We start from the raw sequence: 16161 nt of genomic DNA on the forward strand, positions 1-16161 counted from the left end.
CACGCGCGAGCCCGGGCCGTGCAGGCGGGACGCCCGCACCACAACTGAAGAGGGTTGTCGGCCCCGCTCCTTCCCGTCTCTCCGCGGGAGAGGGGACGCCCATTGGGCAAGAGAAATCACTTCGAAAACGACGAACGAAGCCAACTTGTTGTGGGTGCAAGTTGACTGTCAGAAAAGGCTTATCGTAAGACTTCGGGAAACCGCGGCGCGCGAACGAAGCCAAGTCGCGGGGCTTCATTCACCCCGGGCGGCGACGCGGGCGCGGGCGTCGGCGAGCATGTCGGCGAGCGTCCGGTCGATGGGGATCTGGGGTTCCCAGCCGACGGCCTCGCGGAGCTTGGAGGCGTCGGCGACGAGGTAGGGGAGGTCCACCGCCCGCACCCGCGCGGGGTCGACCCGGACGTCGACCGGGCGGGTCGCCAGCGATCGGAACTTCTCCAAGGCGTCGGTCAGCCTGAGGCCCCGGCCCGTCCCCAGGTTGTAGACCTCGCCGGGCGTCCCCCCCTCGGCCAGCAGGCGGTAGGCGCGGGCCACGTCGCGGACGTCGGTGTAGTCGCGGACGACATCCAGGTCGCCGACCTCCACGGCATCCTTGAGCCCGGCTTCGACCTCCGCCACCTGCTCGGCCAGCGTCGCCAGGACGTAGCGCGGCGATTGCCGGGGGCCGGCGTGGTTGAACGGCCGGGCGATCACCACGTCCAGGCCGTCGGACAGGTGCATCTGGATGCCCAGCAGGTCGGCCGCCGCCTTGCTGGCCGCGTACGGGACGTTCGGCCGCAGCGGGCACGACTCGGAGACCGGGATCCGGTCCGGCGGCGGGTTCCCGTAGCTGACCCCGGAGCCCACCAGCACGACCCGGGGCGTCGGCGACAGGCCCGCGTCCCTCACGGCCGACAGCAGGTTCAGCGCCCCGCCGAGGTTCAGCGCCCACGTCCCGCGCGGGTCGTCGACGCTGGCCCGGGGGTTGGACTGGGCCGCCAGGTGGTAGACGGCCTCGGGCCGCTTGCGGCGGATCAGGTCGGCGAACGCCGCCGGGTCGGCGTCCGCCAGGTCCAGCCGCTCGATCCGCGCGGAGCGCGCCAGGTGGGAGAGGTCCGCGGGGAACCGGCCGGAGGCCGAGATCCCCACCACCTGGTCGCCGCTATCCAGCAGATGTTCCGTCAGGTGGCCGCCGACGAACCCGCTGATCCCGGTCACGAACGCTCGCACGGCGGCGGTCCTTTCAGCTCAACTCGACGGCGGCCGGGGAGGCTCCGGGTGCCTTCAGCCGGCCTTGCGGCGCCCGTCCGAGGGCCCCTGGCGATACTCGCCGGACTTCACGCGATCGACCCAGGCGGCGTTGGCCTTGTACCAGGCGACGGTCTCGGCCAGGCCCTGTTCGAAGGTGACGGTCGGCTTCCAGCCCAGCAGCCGCTCGACCTTGGAGCAGTCGACGGCGTAGCGGCGGTCGTGGCCGGGGCGGTCGGTGACGTACTTGATGAGGGCCTCGGTCTTGCCGGTCAGGCGGAGGACGGCGCGGGTGACGTCCATGTTGTACCGCTCGCTGAGGCCGCCGAAGTTGTAGACCTCGCCCGCCTCGCCCTTCCGCAGCGCGGCGTCGACGCCCCGACAATGGTCCAGGACGTGGATCCAGTCGCGGACCTGCATCCCGTCGCCGTAGACCGGGACGGGGACGTCGGCCAGGGCGTTGGTGATGAACAGCGGGATCAGCTTCTCGGGGAACTGGTACGGCCCGTAGTTGTTGGAGCAGCGCGTGATCACCACGTCCATCCCGTGGGTGTGGAACGCGGCGCGGGCGAGGAGGTCGGAGCCGGCCTTGCTCGCCGAGTAGGGGCTGTTGGGGGCCAGCGGGGTCTCCTCGGTGAACGCCGGGTCGTCCGGGGCGAGGGTGCCGTAGACCTCGTCGGTGGAGACGTGGACGAACCGGCGGATCCGCGCGTGCCGGGCGGCGTCCAGGAGGGTCTGGGTGCCGATGACGTTGGTCCGCAGGAACGGAGTGGCGTCGGTGATCGAGCGGTCGACGTGGCTCTCGGCCGCGAAGTGGACCACCGCGTCGAAGCCCCCCTCGTCGACCACCCGGGAGACCAGCGCGCGGTCGGCGATGTCGCCGTGGACGAACGTGTAACGCGGATCGTCGGCCAGGTCGGCGAGGTTGTCCGGGTTGCCGGCGTAGGTCAGGGCGTCCAGGTTCGTGATTTCAACGTCGGGTCGTTCCTGGAGTTGCATCCGGACGAAGTTCGACCCGATGAACCCGCAGCCGCCCGTCACGAGGATTCGCCCGTACGTGGATGCCATGATCGTCCCAGCCCCATCCCTAGAGCATATATGGTGGTCCCGTCCGACACGTTCGCGTCAGGGTAATCCGCCCGGGGCTTGACGGCAAGGCGAACCGACGATCCCACGAGAGCCCGGCGCCCCCCGGCCGCTCGCGCGGCCCGGCCACTTCCCCTCCCCGGCGGGAGCATTGCGAGCCTCCCGGCCGGCGGACCAGGCCCCATTGGAGGGCGGGGGATTCCCGACTTTTCGGCCAAGCCGCCGTGGTACGCTGGCGGGCCGGCGAGGCTCGAAGAGGCGCGATCTGGGAGGGGACCCCATGGGCGGGAAGGCGGCGGCCTGGGTCGTGCTGGTGCTGGCGTCCGCGACGGCGGCGGCGGCGGCGGAGGAGCTTCGGCTCCCCGGCGCGGTGGGGCCGTGCCCGGCCTGGCTGAAGGATGACGCCCCCTTCGACGTAGGGACGTTCTTCGCCCAGCCGAGGGCGGAGGAGGACGCGGCGCCGCTCTACCTGGAGGCCCTGGCCGAGTTCGGCCCCGACCTCGAGGCGACCCTGGAAGCCGCCGGCCGGGCCCCCGTGGCCGGGACGAAAGGGCGACAGGAGCGGATCCTTGCCCTCTTCGCGGCGATCGGCCGGGACGCCGACCCCGCCGACCCCGAGGCCGTCGACGCGCTCCTGGCGGAGCTGGACGAGGGCTTCCGCAAGCTGGCCGACGCGCAACGGCGGCCCGCCTGCGTCTTCAAGACGGGCCTGGGGTACGACGCATTGCTCCCGCACGCCCAGCAGGCGAGGCAGGTGGCCCGGGCGGCCACCCTGAGGGCGTGGCGCGGCGCCGACGCGGGGGAGATCGACCGGCCGATCGGCGACCTGGAGATGACGCTCCGGCTTGCCCGCGACCTCGGGCCGCGGGGCGGGGCCATCGTGCAACTCGTCAGCGCGGCGATGGACGGCCAGGTCTTCAACAACGCCGTGCCGCTCCTGCTCGATTCGAGGGGCCTGCGGGTGGAGCATTGCGATCGCCTGATCGCCGCGATGGGCCGGCACGAGGCGGCGGGCGTCGACCGCTTCCAGACCGGCGTCAAGGCGGAGTACGTCGCCCTGCGGACGACGCTCCGGCTGCTCCGCGAGAATCGACGGGCAGTGGCGGGGCCCGGGGGTCGCGCCGTCGACGAGAAGGTCACGCCCCTCCAGGCGGCCGAGGCGCTGGACGCGCTGATGTCGCCGGAGGACCGGAGGACGGATCCGAGGGGCCTCGCGGTCCTGATCCGCGCCCACGGACCCTGGTGGGACCGCGAGCGCGAGGTGATGGACGACTTCACGCGGACGATGCTCTCCCCCGCGGCGTCGCGGTACGCGGACCGGGCGCGGCTGCACGACGAGCTGATGGCGAAGCACCTGGGCGGCCGCTTCCCGAGATCACCCTGGGTGTGCCAGCTCCTCATCCCGGATTACAAGCTGCTCGCGCTGACGGCGGCGCGCGGCGAGTGCTACAACCGCGCCGCGCGGGCCCGGGTCGCGATCGCGCGGTGGCGGCTGACCCACGGCGGGGCCGACCCGGTCGACCTCGCCGCCGCCTGCCGCGAGGCCGGCCTCCCCGGAACCCCGGCCGACCCGTTCGGCGACGGGCCGCTCGGGACGGCTTCCGTCGACGGGACGCTCGTCGTCTACTCCGTCGGCCCCGACGGCGTCGACGACCGGGGCCTGAAGGACTCGAACCTCGGCCGGGAGCCCCTGGGCGACCTGATCTTCGCCGCCCCCGCCGCGCCGAGATGAGCGCCGCGTCCGACGCGGGGACCAGCCCGGAACGCGTTGGCCGATCGGCACTTAACGAGCGCCGTGGGCCCCGCCACGGCGTTGCGGGCGGGGGGCGGATTTGCTACAATCGGACGATTGGAACGGGCCTTGCGAAGACGTGCGCGCGTACGGGCGCGTCGGGCGGGCGTTGACGAGGGGAACGGGGACGCCGTGAGTACCGCCGAACTGCCGACCGAACAGCCGCTCCCGCCCGTGCCGCTGGACATCGAGGAGGAGCTGAAGGAGAGCTACCTCAACTACGCGATGTCCGTCATCATCAGCCGGGCGCTGCCGGACGTGCGCGACGGGCTCAAGCCGTCGCAGCGGCGGATCCTCGTGGCCATGCGGGATCTCGGCCTGGGGCCGAACTCGGCCACCAGCAAGTGCGCGGGCATCGTCGGCGAGACGATGAAGCGCTACCACCCCCACGGCGACAACTCCATCTATCCCACGCTGGCGCGCATGGCCCAGTGGTGGAACATGCGGCACCCGCTGATCACGGGGCAGGGGAACTTCGGCAGCATCCACGGCCTGCCGCCGGCGGCCATGCGGTACACCGAGGCGAAGCTCAACCCGGTCGCCGCCGAGATGCTGGAGGACATCAACTACGACACGGTCGACTTCCAGCCCAACTACGACGAGAAGTACCAGGAGCCCCGCGTCCTGCCGGGCAAGTTCCCGAACCTGCTGGTGAACGGCTCCGGGGGCATCGCCGTCGGCATGGCGACGTCGATCCCGCCGCACAACCTCGGCGAGGTCTGCGACGCGACGATCGCCTACATCGACGACCCGGCGATCGACCTCGACGAGATCATGGAGCACCTCCCCGCCCCGGACTTCCCGACCGGCGGCGTCATCTGCGGCCGGATGGGGGTGAAGGAGGCGTACCGCAGCGGCCGCGGCCGCGTGATCCTCCGCGCCGCCTCCACGATCGAGGAGCAGCCCGACGGCCGCTCGCGCATCGTCTTCACCAACATCCCGTACCAGCTCACCAAGGAGCCGCTCCTCAAGAAGCTGGCCGAGCTGGTCAACGGCGGCCGGATCACCGGCGTCTCCGACGTCGTCGACGAGAGCGACCGCAAGCAGCCCGTCCGGATCGTCGTGAAGCTGAAGAAGGGTGAGGACGCCAACGTCGTCCTCAACCAGCTCTACGAGTACTCGCCGCTCCAGGACACCTTCAGCGTCATCATGCTGGCCCTGGTCGACGGCCGGCCCCGGACGCTCCCGCTGAAGGAGTTCCTCCGGCTGTTCGTCGACCACCGCGTCAACGTCATCCGCCGCCGCACCCGGTACCTCCTCCGCCAGGCCCGCCAGCGCGCCCACATCGTCGAGGGCCTGCTGATCGCCCTGCACTACATCGACGAGATCATCCGGATCATCCGGAGCTCGCGCGACGACCAGGAGGCCCGCGCCCGGCTGATGGGCCTGGAGGTCTCCGCCCAGATCCTCCAGCGGGCGCTCGACGACCCCGAGGCCAAGGCCACCGCCAGCCTCACCCGCATGCAGGCCGACGCCATCCTCTCGATGCAGCTCCGCCGCCTCACCGGCCTGGAGGCCGACAAGCTGGCCCAGGAGTACGTCGGCCTCCGCGCCGACATCGCCGGCTACGAGGCCATCCTGGCCGACGAGCAGATCATCCTCGGCATGATCCGCGACGACCTGCGCGAGCTGAAGGCCAAGTACGCCGACCCCCGGCGCAGCGAGATCTCCGACGAGGAGATCGGCGACTACGACAAGGAGTCGCTGATCCGCGAGGAGTACATGGTCGTCACCATCACGCACGACGGCTACATCAAGCGCCAGCCCCCCAACACCTACCGCGCCCAGGGCCGCGGCGGCCGCGGCATCGCCGCCGCCAACACCCGCGAGGGGGACTTCCTGGAGCACATGTTCGTCGCGCTGACGCACGACTACCTGATGTTCTTCACCGACCGCGGTAAGGTCTACTGGCTGAAGGTGTACGACGTCCCCATGGCCACCCGCACCTCCGGCGGCCGGGCGATCGTCAACCTGCTGCAGCTCGCCGACGGCGAGAAGATCACGGGCATCGTCCCCGTCCGCGAGTTCCGCGACGACGAGAGCCTGATGATGGTGACCCGCCGCGGCACCGTGAAGAAGACCGACCTCACCGCCTTCAAGCGCCCCCTCGGCCGCGGCATCATCGCCCTGGGCCTGGACGAGGGCGACCAGCTCATCGGCGTGGCGCGGACGAAGGCCGGCGACCACGTCGTCCTGAGCACCCGCGGCGGCATGGCCGTCCGGTTCGACGAGTCCGACGTCCGGAGCATGGGGAGGCCGGCGCACGGCGTCCGCGGCATCAACCTGGAGGACGGGGACGAGGTCGTCGGCATGGTCGTCGCCAACGGCGCGGAGGACCCCGCCAGCCTCCTGACGGTCTGCGAGAACGGCTACGGCAAGCGCACCCCGCTGTCGGAGTACCGCTCGCAGAACCGCGGCGGAAAGGGGCTGATCGACATCAAGACCAGCGACCGCAACGGCGGCGTGGTGGCCGTCGCCAAGGTGACCGACGACGACGAGGTCATGATCACGACCACCCGCGGCATCCTGATCCGCACCCGCGTCGCCGACACCCGCTCCATCGGCCGCAACACCCAGGGCGTCCGCCTCATCCGCCTGGACGACGGCGACTCCGTCGGCGGCCTCGCCAAGCTCCCCGAGGAGGAGCTGGGCGGCGACGAGGAGATCGCCATCGTCAGCGAGGCCGAGGCCGCCGACCCCCGCCCGGCCCCCGACGACGGCCTCCCCACCGGCCCCCACATCCTCGACGACGGCGTCGCCGACGCCGACGCCGAAGCCCACATCGACGACGACCCGGAGGCCTGACCCGGACGCCGACCGGGGCGTCCTTTTCCCAGGACCTCGCGCCCTCGCCGGGGGCGCGAGGCCCGGGGCCGTCCGGCGCGCGGCCGTCAGGCCGGACGGTCGCGACGCATGGCGATCCAGGGATATCCCAGCTGGATGATCTCGAAGCCCAGTTCCTCCAGGCGTACCCGCAGCGCCTCGGGGGACTTGCCCTGCATCGGATGGACCTCCATCGCGATCTGATCGATCCGCCCGGCCGACTCGGGCGAGAGCGACTCGAAGATCCCGTACTCGCTCCCCTCGCAATCGATCTTGAGGAGGTTGATCCGGTCGATCCGATACTCCCGGAAGACCTGGTCCATCGTCCAGCAGGGGGACGTCGTCGTCCCCAGGGTCGGGCCGTCGAGCATGTACGCGGAGGCGCGGTCGTTCTTGTGGGTCCACCGCAACGTCAGCGTCCCTTCCTTCTCGTCGATCGCCACGCATCGGCCCTGGACGTTGCGCAGGTCGTTCAGCCTGGCGTTGGCGACCAGCCTCTCCAGCATCGGGGGCATGGGGTCAAACGCGATCACGCGCCCCGAGGGGCCGACCATCGAGCCGGCCAGGATGGAGAAGCATCCGATGTTCGAACCCACGTCGACGACCGTGTCCCCGGGCTTCAGGGTGACGCCGCCGCGAAAATAGTCGCGGTTGAGGACGATCTCGTAGAAAGTGAACGATTCCCCCCCGCCCGGCGAGATCTCCAGCTTGAGCCCATCCCGCGTGACGGCGACGAAAGGGCGCCGCTTCAGCCTCAGGACATCCAGCGACAGGGCGAGGGGGGTCGCCGAGTGTCGATAGAATGTGCGAATCTGCCGCAGTTTCCTGGAGATTCGACCCATCATCTTCGTCGTCCCGTCCACGAGGGGGCCCGGCGCGGGCGATGGCAACTCACCGGCGCGGAAGGGTTCATGAGAATCATATTACATGGGCGGTTGATGTGATGAAACAAAACGGCGGGCGCGGCTCGGCGGCCTCCATCGTCGTCATCCGGGGGGGCCGGCGAACCGAAACCCCGCGACGCTGGATCGGGCGACGTCGGGGCGAGCCCTGGACTCCGGGGCCCTCGCGAGCGAACATTTCGTGAGGTGGTTCATGGACCCGCGCCAAGTCGGGCCGAGGACGCCATCGCCCCCCGGGTCGTCCGAGAGGAGCCCCCGCCATGCCGCGATCGAAGGCCGCCAAGTCCGACGAGGCCGCGAGGAAGCCCGAGGATGGCTGGCGGGGGGTCCGCCGGGAGGATCTGGAGGACTGGGCGGGGGAGAAGGCTCTCAAGCGTGGGGAGGCGTACCGGGAGGAGGGGCGGGTCGAGGACCTGGCCGTCACTGATGACGGCGGCCTGCTGGCGACCGTCTCCGGGACCGAGGACTACGCCACCCACGCCTGGCTCGAAGGCGGGCGGCTCCCCGAGTCGATGTGCTCCTGCCCCGTCGGCCTCTCCTGCAAGCACGCCGTGGCGACGATCCTCGAATACCTCCACGCCCTGGCCGAGGGGCGCGAGGTCCCCCGGGCCGACGAGGACGACCCCCGCTGGCATGACCTCGACGAGCCCCGCGCGGAAGCCTACGACGACGAGTCCCGGCCGAGGCGATCGCGCCGCGCCACGAAGGCCTGGGACGACCGGATCCGCGAGCACCTCCGGGCCCTGTCCCAGGCGGAGCTGGCCGAGGCGGTCTGGTCGATCGCAAACTCCGTCCCCGAGGTCTACGACGCGCTCCGCCATGCCGTGGCCCTCCGCGAGCTGGACCCCGCCGGCCTCGTCTCCGAGGCCAGGCGCGAGATCAGGGCGGCGACTTCCGTCGACCCATGGCTGGACCACTGGGACGGCGACGGCGAGCTGCCCGACTACCGCCCCGTCGAGCGCGTCCTCCGCCGCCTGATGGAGCTGGGCCGCGCCGACGACGTCGTCGCGCTGGGCCGCGACCTGATCGCGAAGGGCTTCCCCCAGGTCGAGCGCGCCGGCGACGAGGGGGAGACCGGCTCTCGCCTCCGCCGCTGCCTGGCGATCGTCTTCGAGGCCGTCTCGAAGTCCTCGATGCCCGGCCCCGAGCGCCTGCTGTTCGCGATCGACGCCCACCTGGAAGACCCCGCCGAGGTCTTGGGCGACGCGGACGACCCCGTCTTCGAGCCCGAGCCCCCGCCGACCGACTGGGCGGCCGTCGCCGACTCGCTGCTCGCCCGCCTCCGGGCGCTCCCCCCGGCGAAGCCCCCGGCCGATTACGGCGCCCGGTACCGCCGCGACGCACTCGCCGATTGGGCCGCCGAGGCGCTGGAGAGGTCGGGCCGCGAGGACGAGCTGCCCGCGCTGGTGGAGTCCGAAGCCCGCGCCACCGGCGATCGCGGCCCGTTCATCCAGTACCTGATCGACGAGGGCCGGCTCGACGACGCCGAGCGCGAGGCCCGCGAGGCGCTGGCGGACGAGGACGGCGCCGACCTGGGCGCCGCGTCCCGCCTGGCGATGACGCTCGCCGACCTGGCGGGCCGCCGCGGGCGCCGCGACGTCGTGGCCGCCCACGCCGCGCGCCAGTTCTTCGACGACCCCGGCGTCTCGACCTTCGGCGCCCTGATGAAGGCTGCGGCGGGCGCGGGGGTCGAGCCGGCCGTCCGCGACGCCGCGATCCAGTTCCTCCGGTCCGGCCGCATGCCCTACGCATGGGGCGAATCGAAGCCCCGCGCGAAGTCCGGGGCCGGCAAGCGGGCCATCCCCGCGGCGCCCGCCGGTTTGAGGGTCGACCCGTCGTGGCCGCTGCCGGTCCCCGACGAGATCGTCGCGCTCCTGAAGCATGGGGACCGCTTCGGCGCCCCCCGCCCGCGCGTCGGCGTCCTGATCGAGATCGCCCTCGACGAGGGGGACGCGGATGCCGCCCTCGGCCTCTACGACGCGCTCAGGGCGGATGCCCGCAAGAAGTCGCCCATCCTTCACGAGAGCCCGGATCGCCACGCCGACCGGGTCGCCGCGGCCGTCGCCGCGACGCGTCCCGACCGCGCCCTGGAGATCTACAAGGCCCAGTTGGATCGCGCCCTCCCCATCGCCGAGGCTCGGGCCTACGAGCGTTCCGCCGGGCTGCTCGCCAGACTGCGGCCGATCCACGACGCGCTCGGCCGCCTCGGCGAGTGGGATGAACTCGTCGCCGCCGTCCGCGAGAGGTACCGCAACCGGCCGAAGTTCCTCCGGCAGCTCGATCGGACCCTCGGCCCCCCCTCGTGACGGCCCGCGCGAGGGGCGGATCGCGCGTCACCCCAGGTCGACCACGAAAGCGCCGGGGATCTCGGCGTCGACGATCAGGCGGGCGAGGTTCAGCCAGTCGCCGCATCGGCCGAGGATGCCCGAGTCCGCGGTGGCGACGGCGGGGCCGGGGAGGCGGAGCAGGGGGTCCGGGTCCGGGACGACCTCGGCGGTCCAACCCGGCGCCGCCTCGCGGACCATCGCGGCCAGCCGGCCGCTATTGGAGACGGGGGCGTCCAGCAGCCACGCGCACGGGCCGATCCCCCATCGCCCCAGCGCCCGGGCCGCCGCCTCCAGGGCGGGGCGGGTCTCCTCGACGCGGCGGTAGGTCCCGTGGACGCTCGCCAGGTCGCGATAGCAGCCGTCGCGGCCCCCCAGCACGACGGCCCCCCCGAGCGCCGACTCCAGCGTGAGGATCAGATTGAAGCCATCGATCCGGATCGGCCGGCCGCGAAGCGCCTCGGGCTCGATCCGTCGGCCGCGACGATCCGCCACCGCCTCGTCGGCCCCGGCGCAGCGGAGCACGGCGATTCTCTGCCGCTCGACCAGCCGGTGGCGGTCGCCGACCAGCTTCAGCGCCGAGGGCTCCGCGTAGCCCCGCGAGAGGAGCCATGACAGGTCGGCCACGGCCGCCGCCAGCGCCGGCCGGGCCTCGACCCCGAACCATTCGCGATCGCCGGGCGCCATGCCCCGATGGGTCCTCGAATCGGGCACGTTGAACCCCCTCGTCCGCGACGGCGTCCGGCGAAAGGTCCCAGGATATCGGCATGTTCGTCGCCGGTCTTGAGGTTGATTCGACATTCCGGGATTCGGGCGTTTTGTCGTCGCCCTCCCGACGCGGCCCACGATTCTCCCCTTGCGGGCGGCCCGCATCCACGTCATATCCACCCTCGACATCCGTCCCGCGCCGAGCCGCGACGATCGCGGCGCCCTCGCTCGCCGAGGAGACGCGGCAGGACGCCCGTCCCGACGGCGCGCGATCCCACGGAAGGAATGACGCGATGAATCAGAGACAGTACCGGCGCCCCTCCCGGCGGGCGACCTCCCCGACGCTCGCCGCGCTGGAGGACCGCCGGCTCATGACCGCCGGGCTCAACCCGGCCGCGCCGTTGGCCGCCCAGGCCCACGCCGGGGAGGTCACCATCCTCCCGGCCCACGACGCGACGCCCAGGACGCTCCCGGCGCGCGTCGGGGAAGCCACGTCCCTCCCGGCGCCCGACGCCGTCTCGGGCTCGGACTGGATCCCGATCGGGTCGGACGCCCAGTTCGGCCCCGAGGGGCTCTACGTCCTGTCCGGGGGCAACGCCTGGCCGATGCCGGCTTCCCCGGCCGGCTCCACGGCCGACGCCTCCACGCCCCAGGGCAAGCTGGACGCCGCCTTCGCCAAGCAGTCGGCCGACATCCAGGCCGTGCAGGACAGGTCCGAGGTCACGCCCAGGCTCCTGGCCTCGCTGCGAGCCGCGCGGGAGAAGGCGGCCTCGGAGGCCGGGACGCCCGACGCCGCCCAGCTCAAGGCGTTCCAGGACGGCGTCGAGGCCGTCCGGGCGTCCGGCACGTTCACCGAGGCCCAGCAGGCCCAGCTCCGCGCCGACTTCGCCGCGACGCTCAAGGGCGCCGGAGTCTCCGACGGCGCGATCGCCGAGCTGTTCGCCGCGCAGGACGCCGTGAGGGTCGCCAGCAACGTCACGGCCGACGACCTCAAGACCCTGGCCGACAACCAGGCCGCCGTCCGGGCGCTGCTCGACGCCATGCCCAACAACGTCGTCGCGTTCGACGGCGACGTGGCCGTCTCGTCCCGCGGCGCGGGCGGCCTCGCGGCCTACTCGCCCATGAACATGGCCACGACCTCGGTCGCGGCTCGGGGCGCCGGCGCGGGGATCGGGAAGATGACGCTAGGCGCCCCGACCCAGGGCCGCGAGCCGGTGATCACCTCGACGCAGGGCACGCCCATCGCGTCGCGGTCCACGGGCTTCGACCCCGAAATCCAGCTCGCCCGCCTCTCCGCCCGGATGACGAACTCGACCCCCGTCCGGGCCCGGAACGTGGCGGAGAACGCCGGGGCCAACGCGCGCCGGTTCGTCCTGAACGCGCGGCCGGTCGGCACGACGCTCGCCCGCAAGGCCCTGAACCTCCAGGGCATGCGGATGACCCCGACGTCCACGCGGCCCTGATCCGCCCGCCGCGCCGCCGGGGTCCATCCTCGGCGGCGCGGCGGATTCGCCGGGCTTCAGGCCCGGCGCCGCCTCGCGGCGACCAGGGCGCCGCAGCCGACGGCCAGGCCGGCCATCGCCAGGGCCGAGGGCTCGGGCACGGCCGCCGGCTGGTCCCCCACGACGAAGCGGAAGGTCGCCGTCGTAGTCAGCTCGGTCCCGCCGATGGGCATCCCGGTCGCGGTGAAGACCAGATCGTAGACCCCCGCCGCGGTGAAGCCCCAGTTGTAATGGTCGTGCCCGAGGGGATACACGCTGATGGTATCGTCCGAGAATCCGTCGGCGGAGTTCATGGCCGGGGAGGACCAGAAGCCGTTCTGGAACAGGACGAATTGGCCGCCGTCCGCCGTGGTGGAGAACCCCGTCAGCGAGATGCTCAGCTCGTCGCCGACGAACAGGCCAGGCCCGATGCCCTCGGCCCCGAAGCCCAGGAAGGGGCGGGTCGCCGAGCCCTGGGCGTTCTGGTTGATGAGGTAGAGCGGGGCACCGGCGAACGGTGAGGGTAGGGACGCGTGGCCGGTGCCCAGGGCCAGCTCGGGCACGACGACCGAGAGGTCGGCGGGCCCGAACTCGGCCCCGCTCCCCCCGACCGGCGAGCCGTTCACGCCGGCCGTCCCGGCGAGCTTGTAGGACAGCCCCAGCGAGGTGCCGTCGTAGCCCACCTGGATGTCGGCGTGGCCCCACTGGTACAGGTTGTCATCGAAGCCGGCCCGGGCCGACGGAGCGGCGGTCGCGACGGCGGCGGCCAGGGCGAAGGCCCCCGCGATTTTGGATAGATGGGTCTTCATGTCGGCGATTCCTTGCGTTATATCGCGGGCCGGGGGTCGGCCCGTCGTCGGGAGGGGCCACCGCGTACATCCGCGGCGGCCGGGGGGCGGGGGCCGTCGGGCCCTCGCGCCTGTCTCTACAGCGCCACGCGCTCGACGCTGGCGAACCAGCCGCGATCGGTGACGAGCTCGCGGACCTGGACCTCGGCCCCGTCCGGGAGCTTCCAGTGGCTGAAGCGGCAGCGAGGCTCCGCCGGCTCGCCCGGATCCAGGCCGGGAGTCCGAGAGCGGAGCACGCCGAGCAGCGCGGAGGGGGGCATGTCGTGGGACTCGACCTGGGGGGCCCCCTTGGCGCGGGGCCGTTCAGCCGGCAGGTCCAGCCAGGTCCCGCCGGGTCGTCGCAGGATCCAGATCCGGTAGTCACCGTCGGCGCGGGCCTCGTCCAGGCAAAGGACGGCGTCCTCGGGGACCAGATCGGCGACCTCTGGAGGGAGCCTCCGCAGGGCTTCCGCCCCCGACCGCTCCACGAACCCGCCCCCCTCGCCGCAGCCGCCGGCCGCCAGGGCCAGCGCCCAGGCTAGGGCCGCCAGCCGCGCCGGCATCCCGGGGTCAGAACGCATCGGAGCTTACCACCTCGCCGGTGCCGCGAGTCCCCAGGGCCCACCAGACCTGATGGGACGTCGAGGCCTTGACGAACCGGACAGAGCCGTCGCCGAACAGCACGTTCAAGCCCCCGCCGTGGGCGCTGCCGGGCGTGATCAGGATGTTGCCGTCCGTCTCGCCGCCGTAGATGTGGCAGCTCCGGCCGTTGATCGGCAGGACGTGCATGTAGATGCCGCCCGCGTGGCCCCAGCCAGAGATCCAGGCGCGCCCCGGGAAGACGGTCCAGGCCGGGTCGGGGAAGCTGACCGTCCCGCAATACCGCTGCCAACCCGTCAGGGTCCGCGAGACTCCGGCCCCCCCCGCGCAGAAGGACCGCGAGGACTCGGGCTCGGAGAGCATGGCCTCCACGTCGTTCGGATCGGTGCCGCGGGGTATCCGGCGCTCGGCGGCGGCGGCCGTGTTGCTGAGGCCGTCGGTCACCATGGCCACCGAGATGGGGCCGACGTGCCAGGACGCATGGCCGGCGGGGTCGGCCAGGCCGATGAACCCGTTGTGCCGCCCGATCCTGGCACCGGCGATCGCGCCCGACGTGTCGGGAGTCCAGCCGGCGTTGCCGGCGTAGCTCTGCGGGGCCGGCCGCGAGCTCCCCATGGTCTCCGAGATCTGATACGACTCCGACGGGCAGAGATAGGCCCCGACCACGGCCCGCGCCGCCGTCCCGTTCGGGTGGGACGCCGGGATGGTCGCGGCGTACATGCCGACGTTCGGGTCGGAGCAGTCGGCGGCGTTCCCCACCCAGAAATTGATGGAGTTGTACAGCGGCTGCCGCTCCATGCTCGGGAGGATCGTCGCGTGCCAGCTGAACAGCCCGTTGCGGCACGACCCATCGGGCGCGGCCTGGGCGGACGTCGTGCTCATGGGGAAGACGCCGTTGGCGTCGTGATAGTTGTGCATCGCCAGGCCGATCTGCTTCAGGTTGTTGGCGCACTGGGCCCGGCGGGCGGCCTCGCGGGCGGCCTGCACGGCCGGCAGCAGCAGCGCGATCAGCACGGCGATGATCGCGATCACCACCAGCAGCTCGATCAGCGTGAAGCCCCGCGGCCGCCGATGATTTAGCAGAGTTCTCATGAAATTTCCTCTGGATACATGAAGGTGGGCGGGGTCGGGCGCCCGGAGATGCGGGGTCAATCCCGCTCGCCGGGGCGGAGTTCCGGCAGCCGGCGGAGCAACTCCGCGCCCAGGGCGGCGCGGGCGCGGTGGAGTCGGGATCGGACGGTGCCGACGGGGACTCCGAGGGCCTCGGCGACCTCCTCGTAGCCGAGGCCCTCCACGTCGCGGAGGGCGAGGATCTCGCGATGATCGGGGCGGAGCCGGGCGAGCGCCTCGCGGACGGACAGGGCGAGGTCGCGGCGTTCCAGCCCCGCGGCGGGGTCGTCGCGCGAGGAGCGCTCGGGGCGGCCGAGGCGGGCCCGCTCCTCGTGGTCGCGGAGCCGCCTGCGACGGCGGGCCAGGTCGAGACTGCGGAGCGTCACGGCCCTTTGCAGCCACGCGCCGGGGTCCTCGGGGCGGACGTCGTGCCGCCATAGGGCGACGAGGGCCTCTTGCACGGCGTCGGCCGCCAGGTCGGCGTCGCGGAGGATGCGGCGGGCCGCTGAAGTCATCCGGGGCAGGTGGCGCCCGGCCTCCCGCGCGAACTCGTCGTCGTCCACGTCCGCCACCCTTCCGAGGGGCCGCGCCGGCGTGGATCGACCCGGGCCGTCGGAGGGCGAACCGGACCCTCGACGCGGCCTCCTTGTCATGGAAACCATCCCAACGCTCATCGGACTCCCCCTCCCCGGCGCGGGCGCGCCGGGACCTTCCCTTCAATCCGTGGGATCGCAAGCGACGCGGTCGGCGCGGGCTGCCGGGGCGGGCGCGCCGGCCCCTCGGAAGGGGGCGCGGGCGGCCTCGGTCAAGCGTGCGCGGGCGTCGGAAGCGGCGGGGCGCGGGGGCGGGAGGGGAGGGGGGCGACGGCGAGAGGTTCGACCGCGGCGCGGGGCTCGGGCGCGTGGGCGACGCGCCCGGCGTCCTCGGTCGGGGCCGCGTCGGGCGCGGCCTGGACCTGGGATAGGTAGGCGCAGACGGGGCAGTGCCCGTCGTCGTCCGCCGGGGCGACCTCGATGGAGGCGACCGACGAGGAGGGCTCGCCCCGCGTCGGCCCGCAATCGTCCGGGTGCCCGGCGGCGGAGACATGGCCGTGGTCGTCGCCCGTCAACTGGTGAAGGCCGGGGCCGCACAGCGTGATCGCCGTGTAGATGGCCAACCAGAGGATGATGGACGTGCGACGGAGCGGCATCGGCGCGAGTGATCCTGAGAAGCGGGCGGGTCCCGCGGATCCTACCGCGAGGGCCATCTATACGGTAGTTGCCGGCCGAGGCCGAAAAGTTC

At 72.6% G+C, this 16161-nt stretch carries 13 protein-coding genes; 4 read left to right on the forward strand and 9 right to left on the reverse strand.

What is annotated here, in order from left to right; genetic code table 11:
* Nucleotides 1–234: 234 nt before the first annotated feature.
* Complete coding sequence (locus WG209_RS08685) at nucleotides 235–1209, reverse strand: GDP-mannose 4,6-dehydratase (RefSeq protein ID WP_337174637.1); 975 nt, start codon at nucleotides 1207–1209, stop codon at nucleotides 235–237.
* Between the two features lie 54 nt (nucleotides 1210–1263).
* A complete protein-coding gene (gene rfbB / locus WG209_RS08690) occupies nucleotides 1264–2295 on the reverse strand; it encodes a dTDP-glucose 4,6-dehydratase (RefSeq protein WP_337174638.1) in 1032 nt (343 codons plus the stop codon).
* 298 nt (nucleotides 2296–2593) lie between these two features.
* Between rfbB and WG209_RS08695 the strand changes: the two genes are divergently transcribed.
* Both WG209_RS08695 and gyrA read left to right on the forward strand, forming a co-directional pair.
* Nucleotides 2594–4045, forward strand: coding sequence for a hypothetical protein (locus tag WG209_RS08695; RefSeq protein WP_337174639.1), 1452 nt, complete (start codon nucleotides 2594–2596; stop codon nucleotides 4043–4045).
* A gap of 192 nt (nucleotides 4046–4237) precedes the next feature.
* Nucleotides 4238–6910 carry a DNA gyrase subunit A gene (gyrA, locus tag WG209_RS08700; RefSeq protein ID WP_337174640.1) on the forward strand — a complete coding sequence of 891 codons (2673 nt, stop codon included), beginning with the start codon at nucleotides 4238–4240 and terminating at the stop codon, nucleotides 6908–6910.
* An 86-nt stretch (nucleotides 6911–6996) separates the two neighbouring features.
* Here the strand turns inward: gyrA and WG209_RS08705 are convergent, their stop codons facing one another.
* The gene (locus tag WG209_RS08705) at nucleotides 6997–7773 is read right to left on the reverse strand and encodes an FkbM family methyltransferase (RefSeq protein ID WP_337174641.1); all 777 of its coding nucleotides are present in this window, start codon (nucleotides 7771–7773) and stop codon (nucleotides 6997–6999) included.
* 317 nt (nucleotides 7774–8090) lie between these two features.
* Here WG209_RS08705 and WG209_RS08710 point away from each other — a divergent pair, with 317 nt between their 5' ends.
* A complete protein-coding gene (locus tag WG209_RS08710) occupies nucleotides 8091–10136 on the forward strand; it encodes a hypothetical protein (protein ID WP_337174642.1) in 2046 nt (681 codons plus the stop codon).
* Between the two features lie 27 nt (nucleotides 10137–10163).
* Here the strand turns inward: WG209_RS08710 and WG209_RS08715 are convergent, their stop codons facing one another.
* Nucleotides 10164–10868: a DUF434 domain-containing protein gene (locus WG209_RS08715; protein WP_337174643.1), complete on the reverse strand. Its 705-nt coding sequence runs from the start codon at nucleotides 10866–10868 to the stop codon at nucleotides 10164–10166.
* 287 nt (nucleotides 10869–11155) lie between these two features.
* Between WG209_RS08715 and WG209_RS08720 the strand changes: the two genes are divergently transcribed.
* Complete coding sequence (locus tag WG209_RS08720; RefSeq protein ID WP_337174644.1) at nucleotides 11156–12325, forward strand: hypothetical protein; 1170 nt, start codon at nucleotides 11156–11158, stop codon at nucleotides 12323–12325.
* A gap of 56 nt (nucleotides 12326–12381) precedes the next feature.
* On the opposite strand, the gene WG209_RS08725 is transcribed toward WG209_RS08720, so the two are convergent.
* From WG209_RS08725 to WG209_RS08745, 5 genes are all read right to left on the reverse strand, one after another.
* On the reverse strand, nucleotides 12382–13152 hold the full coding sequence (locus WG209_RS08725) for a choice-of-anchor M domain-containing protein (RefSeq protein ID WP_337174645.1): 771 nt from the start codon (nucleotides 13150–13152) through the stop codon (nucleotides 12382–12384).
* Between the two features lie 116 nt (nucleotides 13153–13268).
* The gene (locus WG209_RS08730; protein ID WP_337174646.1) at nucleotides 13269–13751 is read right to left on the reverse strand and encodes a hypothetical protein; all 483 of its coding nucleotides are present in this window, start codon (nucleotides 13749–13751) and stop codon (nucleotides 13269–13271) included.
* Nucleotides 13741–14862, reverse strand: a complete 1122-nt coding sequence (locus WG209_RS08735; protein WP_337174647.1) for a DUF1559 domain-containing protein — start codon at nucleotides 14860–14862, stop codon at nucleotides 13741–13743. The genes WG209_RS08730 and WG209_RS08735 overlap by 11 nt, the downstream gene beginning before the upstream one ends.
* A 56-nt stretch (nucleotides 14863–14918) precedes the next feature.
* Nucleotides 14919–15443 (reverse strand): sigma-70 family RNA polymerase sigma factor, encoded by a 525-nt coding sequence (locus tag WG209_RS08740; RefSeq protein ID WP_337174648.1) that lies wholly within the window; start codon nucleotides 15441–15443, stop codon nucleotides 14919–14921.
* A gap of 242 nt (nucleotides 15444–15685) precedes the next feature.
* Nucleotides 15686–16069, reverse strand: a complete 384-nt coding sequence (locus WG209_RS08745; RefSeq protein WP_337174649.1) for a DUF2946 family protein — start codon at nucleotides 16067–16069, stop codon at nucleotides 15686–15688.
* Nucleotides 16070–16161: the final 92 nt, after the last annotated feature.

The sequence above is a fragment of the Paludisphaera sp. genome (genome assembly GCF_037189885.1).
Classification (GTDB): domain Bacteria; phylum Planctomycetota; class Planctomycetia; order Isosphaerales; family Isosphaeraceae; genus Paludisphaera.